The organism is Streptomyces sp. NPDC048504 (assembly GCF_043200035.1).
Lineage (GTDB): Bacteria > Actinomycetota > Actinomycetes > Streptomycetales > Streptomycetaceae > Streptomyces.
The window spans coordinates 33112-51784 of the sequence record NZ_JBICXA010000033.1; the positions used below are offsets into that span (position 1 = coordinate 33112).

Below are 18673 nucleotides of genomic sequence, written 5' to 3' on the forward strand. Positions count from 1 at the left end.
GGGATTTGGGAATCATTCACGGGGGACTGCCCATACGGCAGCGACGATGATGGAGCCAGGCAGAAGAAGCGAGGCTTCGCCGAGCGTGTAGACCAGCCAGGCGGGCAAAGCGGTCCAATGGGAGTAAGGGATCCCGACAGCGACCCCGCTCGCGACCGCGAGGCCACCGCCCACGTACAGAGTCGTCCAGGACGCTATGTGCGCACGCCGGTTGAGGAGAACTTCGTCCCGCCATTGGTCTGGTGTCTGCCCGGCGGGCAAGGTGGCAGGCGCTGGGGGCAGAGGCTTCCGCCAAAAGTAGAAGACCGTGGCACAGACGAAGACACCGCTGGCCCAGACCAGCGTGTCGGCCCATCCTGTCGCGCTGTGACGGAGAACAGAGTTGGTGAAGCCGCTGGCGGACACGGTGACCATCAGCGCGGAGAACTGGGCAGCGAACTGGATCAGCCCGCGGAAGAAGCCGACTGTGCCGTGGGTGTTGCGGCCGTATGCGGGCAGCAGCCAGGCGAGCGCCACGATCACCACAACGGCATCTCCGGCGAGGATCGCGCCGGAGAATAACTGCTCTGTGTTGGCCCGGCTGCACACCAGTTCCCCGGAGGTGAGCGCGTACAGATAGGACGCGGTGGCCAAACCGACGAAGCAGGGCAGCAGGAGCCTTAGGCTGCGGGAAGCGTGACCGTCTCCTTGAGCAGGGTTTCTCTCTCCTATGATGACGACGACGCCGGCGAAGACGAAGCCGGCCATGATGCCGCAGAAGGCGCTCATGGCTCCGGCGGAGCCGATGGAGCTCCAGTCCACGCCCCCGGCTCCGCTGCTGCAGGTGTCGGGCTTGAACGCGGCAAGCCCCTCAAGGGAATTCATGGCCGCCGATGCTGACAGCATGTCGCCAACTCCGGATCAGGATTGACGGAATCGAGGCCTACTCCCAGGCGCATTGGGGGCGCATAGCCCCGGCGCACAAGCGGGCCCCGCGCACTACACCAGGCATACCACCTTGCCGGGGGCACACACGGCCTTCGCAGTGCCCTTTAAGGACCAGTCAGCAGACACTGGCGGATCTCGTCGTGGCGGAAGGTGTAACTCGCCCCTTCCGCCCGCAGGACCTCAGCACGGTGAGCATCGTCCAAGAACCCTGTCAGGCGTAGCGGAAGCCGACGGGAAGCCCAGGACACGACCCGCACGATGACGAATGTGGGCCAGGGAGTGAACGATGCCGCCAGCACCAGCCCGATGCACAGCCCCAGCGCCGCCCCTTGCCTGTAATCGGCCATGGCCAGGATGTCCGCCCGCATTGAGTCCGGGACACGGCCCGCTGCGGAATGGACCGCCGCCATGACCGCCGCACCCAGCCCGGTGGCAAGAACGACATACGCGGCGGACATGACGCGGGCTGCTGTCAGCGTGCTTTTCATCGTGGCAGCACGCACCTGAGCAGAGGGCTGGCTCAGCCACCGGATGACAGCTCCTGTGATACCGATGGCCAACACGGCGGTGATTCCGTAGGTGACAGCCACGGCGACAGCATGCGGGACGCCTGCATGGCCTCTGTGGGCGAGTGCCGCTCGCAGGATGATGATTGATCCCCCGCCGACTCCGATTGCCGTGCCGGCGGCGGCCCCCACGCCTAGATGCACCACAAGGTCGCGCCATCGATCGCGCAGGGCGGTGTTGAGACCCGTCGGCTGTCCCGGCGCTTGTGACGAGCCTGTCATCCTGACAAGGAAGTTGGTGAACGCCACCGCGATGGTCATCCCCAGGCTGGTGGTCAGCCAGCGGTGCAGGCCGGCGGACGGCCCGTCGGCCAGAGCGTCCCAGGCGCCCGCCCAGCAACCGGCGGCCAGACCGGATGCCGCGCTGCCCATGACGATGCGCACTGTCGACGCCTGCATCCAGCTGATCATCGAGATGCCGGCCCCGAGCGGCAGGCCCAGTTCCACTGCATCGTGGACCGCGCCTACTGCACCGTGCAGAACTAGCCCGGCAGCCCCGATGACCACCGTGCACGCAACACCGACCCGTAGCCCCTGCCGTGCACCGTCAGCCCTGTCCCGGCAGATGCCCACGATCAGCCCTAGGGCCATCCCGACCGGCGTACCCCGGGCGAGTCCTTCCGGGAACCCACTGGTCAGCAAGTAGACGGTGGCTGCAAGCAGCCCGCACACGCCAGCCCATTCACGGGGCCGCAGCATGCTGTGCCAATGCCACCAGAACAGGTACCGCGACTGATCCCCCTCCAGGTATCCGGCGAGCCACTGCAGCCACCTGCGTGCACTGTGCGGGTTCCAATGGCTTGCCGCGCCGTCCCGAGGAACCGAAGGCCTGTTCCTCAAAGAACCTGAGAGGGCGAAGGCGTCATGCAGGAAACTTTCCAGCAGATGCAGACGCACGTCCCCCGCCTGCGCGGCATCTAGAAGCATCTGTGGAGAACGGCCCCTCACGCCATACACGGACCGGGCCAGGCCCGCGAACAGCGGCGTGCACAGGGCGGCTGCCAGATCGACATTGCCGGCGCCAGTGATCGCGTTTCTGACCGGTTCCCACCGCTGAGGGCCGTGCCGCGAGTCATCCGCACTTGAAAGGAAGGCAAGAGCACGGCTCGTCGACAGTGCGCGCAACGTGGTGATCCGCATACCGGAGAAGTTCAGATGGTCCTTGCCCCGCAGCGAGGCGAAGACCGCGCTTGTACAGGCGACCACCACAGGCCAGCTCTGCACAGGCGGCTGCGTCAGCTGGCGCAGGGCCTCCTCCTGGAGGTCCCCTCTCATCTCGTCCAATCCGTCCAGGACGAGCACAACACGGCGCGACTCCAACAAACCACGCGGGGCAGAAGTGCCGTAGGTCGTGTTTTCCAGGAAGTGATACCCCTCCTTGAGACGGGCAGTCGCCCAGTCGCCGAAGGGCTCGGTCAGCGGGTTCCAGTGAGCTGTCGGCAGCAGCACAGGAACCGGCTCGTCGGTGTTGCCGCCTTTCTCCTCGCGTCGCCGTAGAAGTCCCAGCGTCAGCAGAAGCAGGTGCACGGTCTTGCCCGACCCGGGAGGCCCGATCACAAGGACACGTCGGGTCGCGGCCGTGGTGAAGTTGCGCACCACCCGTTGCTCGTAGGGGTCTCCACCGTCAGGAGCGGTCTGCGGACGGCCGAGCACACCCACGGCAGTGGGTCCACGCGACTTCCAGCGGACATCTGCCGGCTGACCGCAGACCAGACCGCGTCGTTCGGCCTCCGGCGGCCACTGTCTCCACAACGCTCCCGACAGCGCTGCCGCAGCTTTGTCCAGTTCCTCGTCCGTGGAAGGCTCCGGAACGTTGCGCCGCTTCGTCAGCATGACCGCAGCCGTGACCAGAGCCACCAGTGTGCCGACAACCGTCGCCACACCGCTGTACACGTCGGGAGGCTTGGAGAGGGCCCAGACCACCACCGCAGTGGCAAGAAGGATCACCACGACCCCCACGGCCCTGGCCGCTGTTCCCAGGCCGTGCCGTCTGTCTCCGTCACCCCGAATACGTCTCATACGCTTCCCCCCGCCCGCGCGCCCCGGTGCCATCAGCACAGAGGGCACCGGGGCCGCGATGCGTCTTGTGTTCCGAAAAGACGTCAATGCCGCAGGACCGGTTCATCCGCGCCGGGGGCGTGCGAGCGCGCAGGGGGCGCGCACCGGTCACCGGGCACGCCGCCCGCCCGGCAGCGCTCTGGCACCACCCCAGCAGTGGATGCGCACCCTCCCTCTACTGCAACACGCCGGTATGCAGCGAGCGCCCAGCCCTGGCTGCTTTCCACGGACACAGCGGCCTGCGCGGTTCGGTCCCGCAGACCGCTCGATGCCGTCGTGTAGGCTTTCCGACCCTGCGCAGACGTCCGGTCGCCGCACCTGAAATCTGGGCGTCCTTCGTACTCACCGGCTGCTGAGTGCTGCTGCCAGAAGAAACCCAGTCAGTGTGCCGCGGCACACGCATTGCCCCCGGTATGCGGTCGCAGGACTTCCCTGTCAGTGCCATGGCCGACAATGAGGTCATGTGTGTACGTGTCCTTCAGAACACTCCGGCCCGCCGTGTAGTAATGCTGGTGCGAAGCCGATGAACACCGACGTCACCAACCGCATTGCCGAGCTGCGCGGCCGACTCGGGCTCGGCGTGGTCGCCGTTGTCGGGGCCGGCCTGTCTCTTTCGGCGCGTTACCCGAGCAGTGCGGGTCTCACCGCGCTGCTCTGGGATGCCCTCGACACCGACCCCACAGCACGGCAGGCACTCGCAGCCGAACTCGGCAAGCCTGACGCACCGGCAAAACGGCTCATGGGAGACGACTTCGCTCACTGGGACGCAGCCTGGCGCACAGTGGAGAACTCTGCACCGGCCCGACGACGGTTCCAGCAGGAAATGGCCAACCTGGACCGCCCCCGCAGCGCACAGCCGTCTGCCGCACACGAGGCCCTCGCCACACTGATCCACGTCGGTGTCATCGAATGCGTCGTGTCCCTCAACTGGGACACCGCCCTGGAAAGCGCCTACCGGCGCCAATACGGAGCCGACATCCCTACCGGCATCCTGTTCAAACCCCATGGCGATGCCGCCCGTCCCGAGCAGCCGTGGATGCTTCCTCACCTGCCCGGCACCCTCACCCCCGCCCTTGAGGACCGCATCCGCCGCCTCGTCGCAGACCACCCGCGCACCCTGCTCATCGTCGGTTACTCGGAACGAGACCGCGTGGTGGTCGACCAGCTCATCGCGCCGCTCGACCAGGGATGGCGTGTGTGCCGCATTGGCCCCGAGGCGAGAGGCACAGACGACATCGCTGGCCCCGCCGACAGTGTCCTGCCTGCCCTGGCCAGCGATGTTCGCCAGCAGGAAGCCGCCTCGGCCTGGTACTCGGTCCCGTTCACCGGCAAGCGTGACATCGGTGCTGCACTGGCCGGAGAGCGCTTGGGCCCGGCTGACGTCGATGCCTGCCCCCGCCTGATGGAAGTCGACCTCCTCGTCGACGCGCTTCGCCGCCGTCACTCCGTCGTCCTCAACGGGGACAGCGGATGTGGCAAGTCCATCACCGCCTACCAGGCCTTGCACGACCTCCTCCAAGACGGCTACGAAGTGCTCCGCCTGCGCGACGACGCCCGCAGACGTGGTGTGGGGCAGTGGATGACCGACCTCGCCCACTACCCGCACCGCAAGGCTCTGCTGGTCGACGATGCCCAGGACCTATCCCCGGATCTGATCCGAGAGCTGGCCGAAACCGCCACCCAGGACCAGCTGGTGCTGATCGTCGCGGTGGATCACGTCGGCGGCGGCGTCACCACGTATCGCATCAGCGATCCCGCCGCCGTCGGCACACTCGCTCGGGCCATGCGCGAACGTGCGCACGACATCCTGCCCCAGGTCCGCGCGCTGGACGACTTCGTCGGCGACCAGATCGGGGACGAACCGCTGCTCGACCGCCTGGCAGAAGCAGCCAGGGCGGACTCGGCCTGGCAGTTCTTCTACACACTCACCGGTGGCTGGCGACGTACCGAACGGGACGCGCTCGACCTGCGCGACCATGACCGTGCCGACCTGCTCCTGCTGGCTCTCGCAGTCGCGCAGGTCGCCAGCGTCGACGCCGGTGTGTCAGCCGACGACCTCGAACCCTACGCATACGCACTCGGCCGAGACCGCAGCTGGATCGACCGAAGCCTTGGCCTCCTCCAGGACAAACACCTCGCCACCCGCAACGACAACGTGCTGCGCTGCGCGCACCTCAGGACCGCATGGGCCTTGATCACCTGGATGCTGCATCCGCCGCGACACCAGTACGCCCCTCCGCCCCCGGTAGTGATCCCGCCGATCGAGTCGGCGGCCGCACCCCCACCAGCATCGCCGCCCCCTGCAGCCCGCCGAACGCCACGACCTCGGGCTGTATTGCCCCACGAACAGACCGAAGCAGACCGCGAGGCCGCCGCAGCCCTCTTTCGTCTCGCCCTGGACTCGCCGAACACACCGCTGCGCGGCGCCGCGTGGCTCATCGGCCGTAACCACTCACCGGAAACGTGGTGGGTTCTTCGTCGCCATGACGCCCTTACTCGCGCCCGCATTTGCACGCTGGCCGAGCGTGCGCTCGCCACCCCCGCTGGCGCCGAGGCGGGCATGGCCGCCCAGCTCCTCGAACACCTCATGGCATCAGGCAAGGACGACTGCATCGACCTGATCAGGGAGCACCATGCCCAAATCGCGGAATGGGTGCACCACGTCACCCCGGAGAACGGATGGGCGATCGGCACCCTGATCAACGCCCTGTCCAACGACGACCAACTCCTCACACAACAGCTCCTGGCCGATGTGGATCCGCACGCTCTCGCCCGCCTGATCCCCGAGGGCGGCTGGCCCCATATCTACTCCACCGCCCACGCCCTGGACCGGATCACGCAAGGCGGCGGGATGCCCCTGATAGAGAAGGTCCGCAGTGCCTACGACCTCAGTGCCTTCCACGCCCTCGCCGCAACACCACCCGCCGACGTCGCCGCCATCGACCAACTCCTGCGCACCCTGACCTACACGAACCGAGATCTCGCACTCGCGGTGTTCGAGCAGCTCATTCCCCATCTCGCCGCACAGGTTTCCCGAGACCTCCCCATCGAGGCCCAGAATCTCTTCGACACCTGGGCGTTCCTGCTCGGATTCGCCCCCCGCTTCCTACGGGGCCGACGAGCGCCAGACCCGGCAGCCCGCAGCCTGGCCCGGCAGTTCGTACGCGCTCTCGACCCAGATCACTTCGCCGACACGCTCGCGCGCCCCCGCACGGACAACACCTGGCACAACTTCTACGACTTCATCGCGTTCGCGTGGGAGGCCGACCCGGCGACCGCCAAGGCCATCGTCAGCCGTATCGACACCGATGTGCTTGCAGCCCACTACGAACAGAGCCTGCCCGCGCCCTCCCCGAACCACCTGTTCGCGGTGGAAGTCCTCTACGAACACAGACCGTCAGAGGCCCGGGACCTCGTCGAACGCTACGAAGCCCAGTACACCGCCATTCATCCCTTCCTCGCCCACATGACACCTGAGATGACCATCAGGCTTCTGCGCCGCGGCCTGCCGCTGGATCTCGGACTTCACCAGCAGCACTGGGCGTCTGCGGCCGAGCTCCTGGACTCGATCGCCGCGCACGACGCGCAGGTTGCAGCCGAACTCGCCGCAGCCAATCGCCCCGGATTCACAGCAGGACTGGCCACACAAGCCACCGACCCCTTCGAAGGCCTCGCCCGATGGGTGCAGGTATGCGACAGACATGCCCCCGAAGTCGTCGACGAAGTGATCAGCCAGCTACCCGCGGGCACCGTCACAGCCTGGGCCGCCGCACTGAGAAAGAGAAACCGCAGGCACGAGATCACCCCGCTCGTGCATCGTGCAGCGCGCTGTGACGGACCGGTCGCAGCAGAAGCACAGGAGCTCATACACCGTTTCCCCAGCCTGCAACGCCAGACCTAGCTCTCCTGCTGGGGTAGACCTCGCTGGTCACTGAGGCAGCCACAGCCCGGTGTCGCTGCTCTGCATGGCCTTCAGCCAGGAGCGCACAGCCTCGCCGTTCACCTCTTGGACCGGGTAACTGCGCGTGCGAACCACTTCCCGGGCACCGGGAGACCAGTCGACGGTGGCCACGAGCATACCCGTACGGGCATGCTCCCAGGCGACATCGGCGGCCAGGGCCTTGACCACCACCTTGCTGATCTTGCGTCGTTCCCGCTTGCACTGCACGATCATCAGCGGCGGGCTCTGCCCCCCGCCCGCGGTGCCTGACTCCCAGACCCTGATGTCCACCCCGTTGTCGTTGCGACCCGGACCGAGTTCGACTTCGAAACCCGCCCGGTGGAAGTACTCCGCCACCAGCGCTTCGAACTTCCGCCAGTGAATAGCCGCCAGATCCTCATACCGGCTGGCCAGATAGGTCACGAACCGCTGATCGAAAAACCGCCCGTAGGACGCGGTCGCCGAGTCTGAGGTGAACAAGTCAGCCAGATCCAGGACATCGTTCCATTCGACGGTACGAACCCATCGTTTCCACGGGTCGGAAGCATTCTTGAAGTCCTCCTCGCGGAACACCAGGTCGACTGCATCAGCCAGCACGTCCCCGTGCAGGCTACGGGCTGTGTCCCGTAGCAGCGCCCGCGTAGCGTGCGCGTGAACCTCCATTGACGTCACCAGCAGCTGAGCGCCGCGTTCTTGCAGAACATCCAGCGACTCCAACTGGTGCGGCGGGACTTGCTCGAGCACTGCATCGATGAAACCGAGAGCCTGCCAGACCAACTCTTTATCGTGCAGCCGATCCCGCAGGAGGTACTGGATGGGCCGCATGGCCTGCAGCGCACCAGGCTGGACGAACGAGTCCGCAACGCAGCGATTCATGATCTCAAAGGCCTCGCTGCGCATCCGCACGCCAGTCTCGCCCGGTGGATACAAGTGCGCATAGCCGCGGCGTTGCAGACAGTCAAGGATGTCGGTCTCTGCGATGGCCAGTCCCGCCCGGTAGCCAACCATCTCGGTCAGCCGCTCAGCCACGATGCGTCGATCGGCACGAAAGGCCCCCATCAGCTCTCCTCCGGGGAAGAGGGATCACAGGAGCGTTGCCGCGATATGACCAGGTACGCCCGCCCCGCCGGGGTGAGGCGGAACTGCCAGGCACTGGCGTCCTCGATGTAGCCGTGCCCGTACGAGCCGAGCCGGCGGGCCGCCACCCGCCCGATGGCGACCTTGGCAAGGGTCTGCTCGGGGGCGGCGGCGACCGCCTCGAGCGCCGCCTGCAGCCACTCGGGCAGCAGTGCCCGATCGACGGCCGGTTCGCCAGACGACGGTCGCAGCGCCCGCCCGGCGGCCCGCCCGCCGCGGGTGAGCCGGACCTGGGTGAGCGAGAGGGGCCCACCGGGGGAGTCCTGCGCCATCCGCCTCAGCTCGATCAGCCCCCGACGCTGCAGCGCTGCCAGCGTGGCACCGGCGCCCGCATCGAGCATCTGACGCTGGCCCAACTGCTGCTGAACCGGGGTCGCTTCGGCGGCCGGGTGGTCGACGCTGTAGGTGATCCACCGCCACTGATCGGCCGGCTGCCGCTCTCGGGTGGCGTGCCAACGCCGCCTCTGGATCTCCTCGTTGTCCTGGTCGATCGCGTACAGCACCTCAAGATAGGCCTGCTGGCGTGCGTTCAGACCGTGGGCGGGACGGCCCGCGCCGCCCGGCTGCCTGCCAGGCGGCGTGGGCGGCGCGGGCGGTGTCACGAGGATTCCGACTGCTCGATCGGCTCGAGCTGGTGCGAGGGCAGCAGCACCTCGCCGAGCTTGTAGGCCAGGTGCAGTTCGATGGGCAGCATCAGGGGATCGGCGAAGTGCGCGGCCGCGTAGCGCCGCTGGTGTGCCAGAGCCGCCCATGCCGCGGGTGAGTCCCCGTTCTGCTTGACCGCCACGAGCAGTTCCAGCAGCTGCGGATTCCACACGTCCTTGAGAGTGTCGAGTTTCCAGTCCTCTCGGTCCTTGCTGACCTTGCCCCAGTGCTGCTCCAGTCGGGAACCGCCCGGACTGCCGGGCCCGGCGGTGGAGGGCTTGTCGGCAGTGGCGAAGAACAGCCGGTCGTTGTCCTTGCTGGCCCACAGCCCAGCGCCCACACCCACCTGCTTGCCCGGGCCGTCCTTGCCGAACGCGAAGTGCTGGGCCGTCTCGTTACCGACATTGGTCCGCAGCCGGATGTGCCGCAGCCCCTTGTGGTCCTCCACCGCCAGCGGCTTGTCCTGGTGGAAAGCGAGCCGATCGGCGGCCAGATTTGGATTGGTCAGAGCCGGGCACAGCGAGCGGACGTTCTGCGCCAGGGTGAACAGAGCCAGATCGCCGCCGTCACAGGACTCGGCCACGCATGCGGCGAAGAACTCCTGCACCTCCTGTTTGCCGAAGGTACGCGGACGGTTCCAGCCAGCCAGCTGAGTGGCCGCCCGGTGATAGGGGAGCCAGCCGGAATGAGGCAACCGGACCAGGGCGTGGGGCCGACCGGGCACGGTGGCCACCGCCAGCGGCATGACGGTCTTGAAGTCCCCAGTGCGGCGCACCACCCACAGGCCGAGGCAGGCGACATCGGTGAGTTCGTGAGCCTTGGTGCCCTGCATGGCCGGCGGCCGGATCAAGCCGGTCTGCCGGATCAGCAGGTCGCTGACGGCCCTGCGAGTACGCTCCCGCCGGCTGCCCGCCGTCTCCTTGATGCCCTGTCGCACGGAATCCTCGTCACCGGAGCTGTCGTCGGCAGCCTCCTCGGCCGCGGAGGGCGGCAACAGGTTCTGGGTGACCGCCTCGCACCGTGCTGCTCCGGCCTTCACCACCATCTTCGGGTCGTGGTCCGCAGAGGCGAAACCGTCGGCGCCGCGCATCTCCACCAGGACGAAGCGGGCCGTCGTTCCGGACTCGGGATGCCCTAGGCTGCGGCTGACCTGAAGCTGGCGGCTGACGCCGGCCGCCTTGAGGCGGTCGTTGCGCCGGGTGATGCTCTCGTCCAGTTCCAGGTCGTCGGCGACCTCGCCCACCGGCTCGACGCGCAGCAGCACCTCCAGCTCGGTGGTGGAGAACCGGTGCTGCCAGGATTCAACCAGCCCGGGCTGGCCGGCCACGTCCACGGTCAGATCCAGTGCGGATGCCACCGCGTTCAGCGCCTCGTCGCGCATGGTGGCGGTGTCGCACCACAGCACGATCTCGATCCGCGCCCCCGCCGCCTGGGCCAGCGCGCTGCGGTCGATACGCAGTAGATCCGCGGCGGCGGGCCGCGTGCGGGAGGGGATGGGGACGCGCTCGCAGGCGGCGTCCATCTCGGCGAACTCGGCCAGGGCGGGCACCAGCTGATTGAAGATGCGCCACTTGTCCTTGGCGGAGATGCCGTCACCGACGGCATGCCCGGTGTTCTTTCCCAGCCCGGGCCGGTAGGGGACACCCGCGATAGGCGGCCGGGGCCGGCCCTCGGCATCCGGCTGCGGATCGAGGAAGGACATCGGGTCGTGGGCCAGGTCGGCAGGATCGGGCAGGAGCGCGAAGGAGCCCAGACGCTCCAGCGTGGGCACCAGGTCGTTGGTCCAGCCCATGTAACCCTGCTTCTTTCCGGCCGGCCCCGAATGCCAGGTCATGGACGCGAGCCCGAACGGACTGCTGGCATCCGCCCAGGGGGAGGGGGACAGCAGATGTACGCCAATGTTCCGCTTCGCATCGAAGACGTTGTACCGGGCCCAGCGACGCATCCCCACCCGCACGTGCAGCCGCGGCTGGGCCGTCGCCTCCAGGCCCCTGGTCTGCACCGACAGCCGCAGCGTGTAGGACCACGGGTAGCGCACGCCGCCCGAACTCTCGTACACGTGCGGCGGCCAGGACACCAGCTCCGCCCCGTCACGGGCGGCTGTCCGCCGCCACAGGGACGTGTGCACCGCCGCGGAGCCGGTCACCTCCTCCTGCTCGCCCACCTGGAGATCGTCACCGGTCTCGTCCACCGCATCACCGGCATCCAGCGCCTCCTCCTCCGGTACGGGGGACTTGCCGTGCACAACCCTCCAGCCGCTCGTGCACAGGTGAGCGGCCAGCGCGTGCGGCACCAGGGTGTAGTCGGAGCTCTCCGGCTGGTCGCCCAGCCCGAGGTTGAGGGTCTTGAGAGTGAAGCGGAGGTCTTCCCCGCGGAAGCCGTCCAGGATGCGGGCCAGCGCCGTGATGTCGATGACCTGCTTGCGCGATCGCCGCTCAGCCAGCTTGTTGCGGTGGATCGCGGCGGCCATCAGACCACCCTTGACGAACTCCACCAACCGCTCACGGTCGGGGGTCTTCGCGTCCGCGGCCGCCGACCACGCCAGCCACATATCGCCGCTGCGCGCGCGGGCGTCATGCGTGAGGACCTGCGGCATCAGCGCGGCGATCGCACTGTTGACCGCCCACAGCGGAAGGCCCCGCACCTCCTCTTCCGCTTCTCCCTCGGCCGTTGCGGGCCGGAAGATCTCCGCACGCAGAGGCCGCGCCCACACCGCGGGGAACTCGCACGTCCAGTACTGCGCCAGCGGATGGTCCGAGAAGGACTTCAGGCGCAGAGAGAGGGGCTGTAAGAAGTCATAGCGCACGATGTTGCTCCACCAGGGTGTGCAGGGACTGACGAAGAGGCCGGTACAGCGGTCCGGCGAACGCCTCATCAGACCCCTCAAGGGCTTCGTTGAGGGCGTCGAGCATGCCCACCAGCGTGCTGTCGTCGCGGGTGGGGTCGAAAGCGGCGTCGCAGAAGTACACGCGGGCCGTGGCACCGCCGCGCAGCATCCGGCCGACGATCTGGTTCAGCGGGGCGATGTTCGTCCAGTCCATGGCGCGCCGCTGCGCCGAGCCGGCATCGGTCAGCGCATACCTCAAGGACTCTTCCAGCATGTCGAGCCAGTTACGGCCGGCCAGTTCACGGAACATCCCAGCCCGCTCGCCCAGCGCCGTGTCGGGACCAGCCGACGGCATACCATCCTGGATCTCCTGCACCGCCCACCGGTTCATCGTCTGCACGTGGTAGCTGAGGTCTTCGGGGTGCAGGTGGGGGCGGACAAGGTAGAACGCGGCGCCCAGCGCGGCGACGTGGTCGTCGTTGAGGATGTTGTGCCCGCGCTCGATGGCCAGCTGAGGCGCGATCAAAATCCAGGCGTCCCGGTGGCTCGCCATCGCGTGCACGTTGCCGCGGGCGATGGTCTGCCCACTCCAGTGGTGGCTGCCCGAGTCGTCGTCGGGCACCATCTGCAGGATCTGATCGGCCCATTCGGGCCGCAGCCTGATCAGATGCCGCAGCACCTCCTCGGCCTCCCGGTAACTGCCCACCAGCAACAGGACACGCCGCCGCCCCTCGGGCAGGCTGTCGCGGATCTCCTCCAGCCGGCTCCTGCGCGGTCCACGCAACCCACGCTGTCTGGCGCACAGCCCGGCCAGCAGCTCCCTCAGCGCCTCCATCCGCTCCTGGCCGAGCCGCCCCGACACCACCACCGCATGCGTGGCCCCGCTGGAGTCCTCCGCCTTGACCGGCAGATACTTCAGCACGATCCGCTCATGCAGAGGCACCGCATCACCGGTACGGGAAGCCAGAATGCCCGTGACAGGCACCTGAACGTCATAGCGCGGCGAGTTCCCCGCCCAACTGGTAGCCGACAGCAACAGGCACGCCGGCCCTCCATCCGCCTCCTCACCACCCGCCACGCCGGGCACATCCCGGTACAGGTGCGGCAGGTTGATCAGCAGCCAGCGGCCGATGCCCGAACAGCGGAAGAACGACAGGGTGCCGATCTGCTCCGCCGCACCCTCACTCTCGCGGTACTGGAAGCCCAGCAGGTTGCCCATGGGGGACTCCGGCACCAACGGCAGGTACTCCGCGGGCGGACGGTGCACGAGACTGGAGCCCATGGCTTCCAGCCCGGTCTCCATCTCCACTTCCCAACAAGCACGGGTGAGCAGGGCGAGCTTCTCGGCGAGCAACGCGACGATCATCGTGACCTGGAACCGTACGGCCAGCCGCTCCAACGCCTGATCACCGCTCAGCACCACATCGTCCTGCCCGCGCAGCCACTCCACCAAGTCCTGCGTAACCAAGCCGGGCGGCTGATACCCCCGCGCGGTCAGGTCGCGCAGGAACGCACAGGACGCGTCCGAGCCGAGGTAGCGGCCGGCCGGAGCATCCAGCCACTCCACGAAGACCGCTCTCCACCGTTCGCGGCACTCCTCGTCCGAATCCCACATCGCCGGCTGACCCCGCCGCTTCGTGACCCCTTCCTCCTTCGGGCGCGGCCGGCGGGCGATCTCACCGGCCAGCCGCATCGCCAGCCGCCACTCGTTGAAATAGCCCTGCCCCAGCCACTCCCGCACGTGAGCGTGCTCGGCCAGCAGACTGCGCAGATGGGTCACCAGCAGCCCTGCCGTGCTGATATCGACCGACCAGTCCCGCACCGGCTCACTGAACAGATGCTGCCCGCGGGTATGCCGCATGTGCCGCTCGAACAGCGGCCGCACCTCATCCAGCCAGGCGTCCTCACCAGGCCCGGCCAGCGACTGCGAAGGACTGAACGCCTGGTCCCACTGGATCTGCACCCGGTCGGCCTCGTCCACCACGAAGGCGTCGCTGCGCTGCCAGGCCAGTTCCAGATACCGCATGTCGTGCTGCGCCAGCTGATCAGGAACCCGGCAATACATCAGGCTGGCAGGGGTGGCCACCCACACCGTGGCATCCACCAGCTCACGCGCGGCCTCGTGCCGCCCACACACCGGAAGCAGCGAACAGCCCACAGCCGGCTCCCGCTGCTGCTGATCCGCCCCATCGCTGCTCCACGGCCGCAGCCGGTGCGAACAGGGCGCGTCCTTCAGCGCCAACGGCTCAGTCAGCTCCGCCACGCCCTGCAGTACGCACGAGGTGGAGATCCACCGCAGCCGAGGGTCTTCCAGCAGCATCAGACCCCGCGCATGCGCGTCCACGGGACGGTGCACCTGCTGCAGGTGCCGGCCCCGGTTCGCCGCTCCCAGGATCGGCGCCGCCCGCACCCCGTACCGGCACAGCGCGGTAACCATGTCCAACACGGCCACCACGTCGCCCAGGATGACCGTCAGGGTGTGCCGCCGCTGCGGCTCGACACCCGCCCACACAGCCGCCACGGTGATCAGCGTGGTCTTGCCGACAGCCGGCATACCCACCACATGCACCAGATCCTGAAGCGGCAGCTTCTTCGACTCGCGCATCCGGCCGTCCCGCCGCACCAGCAGGTACAGATCGTCGATCCGGCGGCGCCAGTTGCGCTCCTCGCCTAGCTGCGCATCGACCGCGTCCATGCGGTCGGCCGTCTCCGCAAGCGCCGACCAGCGCAAGGTCACCGACTTGCGCCGCCGCCCCCCACGATGCCGCCGAGCCGGCCCGGGCACCATCCCGTCCGGAATGACCACGCTGGCATCACCGCGCGCCATGCGGTACCGCACACCCTCCTGGGCCAGGCGCACCCGGTGCGTGCGGTGCTGCGGCAGCGCAGCCAACGCCTGCGCATAGACCCGGCTGCGCTGAGAAGCCACCGATACCGACACCCGCCGCTGGGGAGCCTGCTGAGGATCCTTCACATCGAACAGGCGCAGCATCTCCGGCAGCGCCTGGTACGCCTCCAGCCGCTTATGCCACGCATGCTTGCTCTTGAGCTCACCCACCAGCCACCGCAGCGACGACGTCATCGCCACCGCCCGCTGCCGACGGGTACGGAAGTCGTACCCGCCCATCAGCGCCCAGGCATCCGCCGCGGCCGCACCGGCCGCCCACGCCTCCAACGCCGACAGCCCCAGCTCCACCGACGCCACCAGCCGCACATCCACCCGGCCCAGGCCATGGCTCTTGGCCGCACGCCGCAGCTGATGCCCCAGCCCCTCGTACCAGCCACTACGGTCACGGGCCACAGACGACCTCCCCCACCGGACCCAGATCCGGGCACGAACCGACCAGATCCCGGTCGGAGACCACCTCCACATGCGGCTGCGCCCGCAATGCCGCACTGTGCCGCACAAGAATCTTCAGGTAATCACGGTTGCCGCGCAGCCGGTCGTGAGGAACGACCAGATACCCCTTCCGATAGGCATGCGGATCACCATCACCCCAGCGTGGAAACGTCTTGATACGCCGGGCCAGCAGATACGGACTGTGCCAGTCCTTCACATCCACACCGACGCTGTATCCGTCCGGCCACGATGCCACCAGATCCAGCGCGTCCAGCTTCGGGTACAGCACCACCCGTGCTCCCCGCGCGGCCAACTGCTGCGCCAGATCCACCTCCGGATGCCCCGGTAGGGCCACAAACCGCACCAGCTCCGGTTCCAACCGCCGCGCCCCCTCGGCATCCATCCAGACCGGCCCCGGCAGATCGTGCTGCCGCCCGCACCGCCACACCCGGCACCGCACCGAGCCGTCCGAGCGCGGAGCGATCCACTGCTCGCACCTCCCACACACCGCCACACGTCCACGCACCGTCAACTCGACCGGCACCGGCCCGTACGACTCCTCCATCCACGTCGCCCACTGCGGCACCTCCAGCACCGCATTCTTCGCCGCCAAAAACGCGTCCGGTCCCAGTACCGCGCGTTCGGTGACGAACAACCGCCACCGCGCATACAACTCCGGCCGCCCCAGCAGAGCAGCGGTGTCCTTGATGTGCTTCACCAGCGAACTCTCGTGCACCTCGGACACCACGTCCCTGGCCGCAACAGCCCACTCCAGGCAGAACTCGCTCGGCTCGCCGCCGATCAGGAGCCGCTCACCCCGCACCTGGGCGTCGGGGTCCAACTCCAGCGGCCACGCGTCCACCGCCCGCCCTGCGCACCATGTCCCCACCAGATCCTGCACACCGACCGGAGCGTCTCTGCCCACCCGCACGCATAAGGCCGCCAGCCGGTCCAGCCCAAGCTGCAGACTCTGGTGGTAAGGCTGCTGCAGCTGGCGCACCCCCGCCCAACCCCGCATCCCCACCAGCCCGGACGCCACCAGGCTCAGGACCACTTCACCCGCACGGACCGCACTGGAGCGCCCGGAGAACACCGGACCCGTCTGTTGTGTCTGACTCACGCCCCACACGGTAGAGGCCACCACTGACAGTCACCGGGCAAACTGACCAGTAACCCCCTGTGACCAGCCACAACCCCAACCACACCAACCCCTGGCGCCTCATGCGCCACCCACGTCCCCCTCCGCCATCCGAGCCAACAGCAGACGAAGACGATCCGCCCGCCCAGGCTCCCAAGCCGGCAGCAGCGCCCCGGTCGCAGGATCGAGCTGCCCACGCCACTGCGCCACACGATCACGAACCGACATGGGCCACCCGTCCCACCCCGCTCCCGGCTGACTGCTGATCACCTCCAACCGCAGAGGAAGCCCCAGCCCCTCCAACCGGCCACTCAGCACCGACACCTGAGCCTCCGTCCACGCCAGCACCCGCCGCCCACCCAGGACACGCCCCAGCACCACGGCGCCTTCAGCAGGCGAACACGCCCCCCGGGGAACCCCATGACCGCCCACCCCGGCGAACCGCACCACCACATCCACCAGCCTGCGCCCACCCCCATCCACAGCAGTCACTACAGCCGCAGCCGCCGGCCGTACCCGACCCGACGCCGTCCGGCCCCCACTCACCACATCCACCCACACGACTGCCAGACGCGGATCTCCCAGCATCTCCCGGGCCCACCGCTCGAGATCGCCACGCCGTCCCCGCAACTTCCCCTGGAACGAGGCCACTTCCCGCATCCGCCAGCACATCGGACACAGCCGCTCTCCCTCCCGCACAGCAAGAGAGCGATCACAGCACGCACCACACTCCAGGCACACATGAGCCGACAGTGTCCGCCGCCGAGCCGAAGCCTCCAACTGCCCCGCCGACGCGGCCGTAGGCCGACTCCGCTCCACGTGGTATAGCCCAACCGAACTCTGCCGCCCCCGACGGTAGGAACGCACGTGAGCATCAACCGAGCCCGCGGGCAACCGCGGAAGATCCCCCGACGCCAACTGACTCTTCGACACCAAAAACCAGGGCACCTGTGCCCAGTCCTCGTACACCGCCAGCACAGCCATGCTCGACCCTCCAACTCGCACATGCTGTAACAGATACACAGAGCGAAGCTAGCGGCTATCTCACCCGGGAGCAACTACCGAAATGTGCTCTGAACAGCAACTTTGAAGTTTACAAACTAAGAATCAGTCATAGAACCACCCAGCCCCCACCCCAACCCGGCCCGCAATACATCACCCACAGTCACAATCTGGTCAGCAAGCCGCTCATACTCCGCGAGAGCCGCCTCGCTGCCACGTTCTGGCCGCCGCCTGACAACCCCCGGGTACCGATCACGCCAATCCCGAAGCCCAGCAACCGACTCAGCAGATACCGACCAACACCCTGCCCGCACCTGCCACGCCAACTCAGCCGGAAGACGAAACGACACAGCCTCCGGATACCCACCATCCCGAGCTCCTGGCCACCGCCCCACCCCGGCCACTCCATGGCCAGCATCAGGCCACATCCTGCGCCACCCCCGTGCCTCCACCTCCCGCCGCACCCCATAAGCGGCGACCGCATCCACGGTGTCCAGCAACTCACCCACATCCCGCAAACGAGCAACCTCCGTACGCAACTTTGCCCGTACCACTGCAGCTTCACTTCCACTCAAGTCCGCCACATCCCACTCAGCGCGGCCCGCCAGGGCCCGGCGAATCTCGCGGTGCCGCTCAACCACCTCCCGAACTCTCACCCGCGTACCCAAAGCCACCTTCACCGTCATCAAAGTCATGCCCTCATTGCTCACCACCACAGGCTCCCAGAACCAGCAACGAACCCAAGCCCTTGAACACAGTGAGAACCTGGGACGCCAGCCAGCCGAAACCCCTGATAGCCGATCAGCGACAGCCAGGCATAGAACTCAGGAACAGAGGTACCTGTCCTGCGCCAGCAGGACCGTGCAGTCCAAGCTCCCCGGCAGGGGAACGGAGACAACCCAAATATCTGCGCAACTACCCAGTTTTGACATCGCTTTGGCGCCGGCAGGCGCCAGCACTCCTCCCCGCCAGGGGAGGAGGCCTTAACCCATTCCAGTCGTGCCGCCAGGCACGACGACAGTTCCCTTGCTGCAGCAGGCCGTCAGGCCTGCCAATTCCCACAGAAACCAGTCAAGTTGGCCCGCCAGGGCCA

The 18673-nt window shown here is 67.7% G+C and carries 8 protein-coding genes; 1 reads left to right on the forward strand and 7 read right to left on the reverse strand.

Translation table 11 applies throughout. The features are described 5' to 3' along the window. Positions 1–12: 12 nt before the first annotated feature. Both ACGFY9_RS47990 and ACGFY9_RS47995 read right to left on the reverse strand, forming a co-directional pair. Entirely contained in the window at positions 13–885 is an 873-nt protein-coding gene (locus ACGFY9_RS47990) for a hypothetical protein (RefSeq protein ID WP_393765346.1), read from the reverse strand. Between the two features lie 146 nt (positions 886–1031). Further along, the gene (locus ACGFY9_RS47995) at positions 1032–3443 is read right to left on the reverse strand and encodes a hypothetical protein (protein ID WP_393765347.1); all 2412 of its coding nucleotides are present in this window, start codon (positions 3441–3443) and stop codon (positions 1032–1034) included. A 631-nt stretch (positions 3444–4074) separates the two neighbouring features. Here ACGFY9_RS47995 and ACGFY9_RS48000 point away from each other — a divergent pair. Then, on the forward strand, positions 4075–7452 hold the full coding sequence (locus ACGFY9_RS48000; RefSeq protein WP_393765349.1) for a hypothetical protein: 3378 nt from the start codon (positions 4075–4077) through the stop codon (positions 7450–7452). Positions 7453–7479: 27 nt separating this feature from the next. Here ACGFY9_RS48000 and ACGFY9_RS48005 read toward each other — a convergent pair whose 3' ends face one another. From ACGFY9_RS48005 to ACGFY9_RS48025, 5 genes are read right to left on the reverse strand one after another with little or no spacing between them, the layout of a single operon-like run. Then, positions 7480–8550 (reverse strand): restriction endonuclease, encoded by a 1071-nt coding sequence (locus ACGFY9_RS48005; RefSeq protein WP_393765351.1) that lies wholly within the window; start codon positions 8548–8550, stop codon positions 7480–7482. After that, a complete protein-coding gene (locus ACGFY9_RS48010; RefSeq protein ID WP_393765353.1) occupies positions 8550–9230 on the reverse strand; it encodes a hypothetical protein in 681 nt (226 codons plus the stop codon). Before ACGFY9_RS48010 ends, ACGFY9_RS48005 begins: the two co-directional genes overlap by 1 nt. Then, complete coding sequence (locus ACGFY9_RS48015; RefSeq protein WP_393765355.1) at positions 9227–12079, reverse strand: RNaseH domain-containing protein; 2853 nt, start codon at positions 12077–12079, stop codon at positions 9227–9229. Before ACGFY9_RS48015 ends, ACGFY9_RS48010 begins: the two co-directional genes overlap by 4 nt. Continuing rightward, positions 12069–15401 carry a hypothetical protein gene (locus tag ACGFY9_RS48020; protein ID WP_393765357.1) on the reverse strand — a complete coding sequence of 1111 codons (3333 nt, stop codon included), beginning with the start codon at positions 15399–15401 and terminating at the stop codon, positions 12069–12071. Before ACGFY9_RS48020 ends, ACGFY9_RS48015 begins: the two co-directional genes overlap by 11 nt. Next, the gene (locus ACGFY9_RS48025) at positions 15391–16584 is read right to left on the reverse strand and encodes a hypothetical protein (protein WP_393765359.1); all 1194 of its coding nucleotides are present in this window, start codon (positions 16582–16584) and stop codon (positions 15391–15393) included. Before ACGFY9_RS48025 ends, ACGFY9_RS48020 begins: the two co-directional genes overlap by 11 nt. Between the last annotated feature and the right edge of the window lie 2089 nt (positions 16585–18673).

Coding starts and splice junctions, on each gene's coding strand:
- ACGFY9_RS47990 (WP_393765346.1), bottom strand. CDS start 885: ATGCTGTCAGCATCGGCGGCCATGAATTCCCTTGAGGGGCTTGCCGCG.
- ACGFY9_RS48000 (WP_393765349.1), top strand. CDS start 4,075: ATGAACACCGACGTCACCAACCGCATTGCCGAGCTGCGCGGCCGACTC.
- ACGFY9_RS48005 (WP_393765351.1), bottom strand. CDS start 8,550: ATGGGGGCCTTTCGTGCCGATCGACGCATCGTGGCTGAGCGGCTGACC.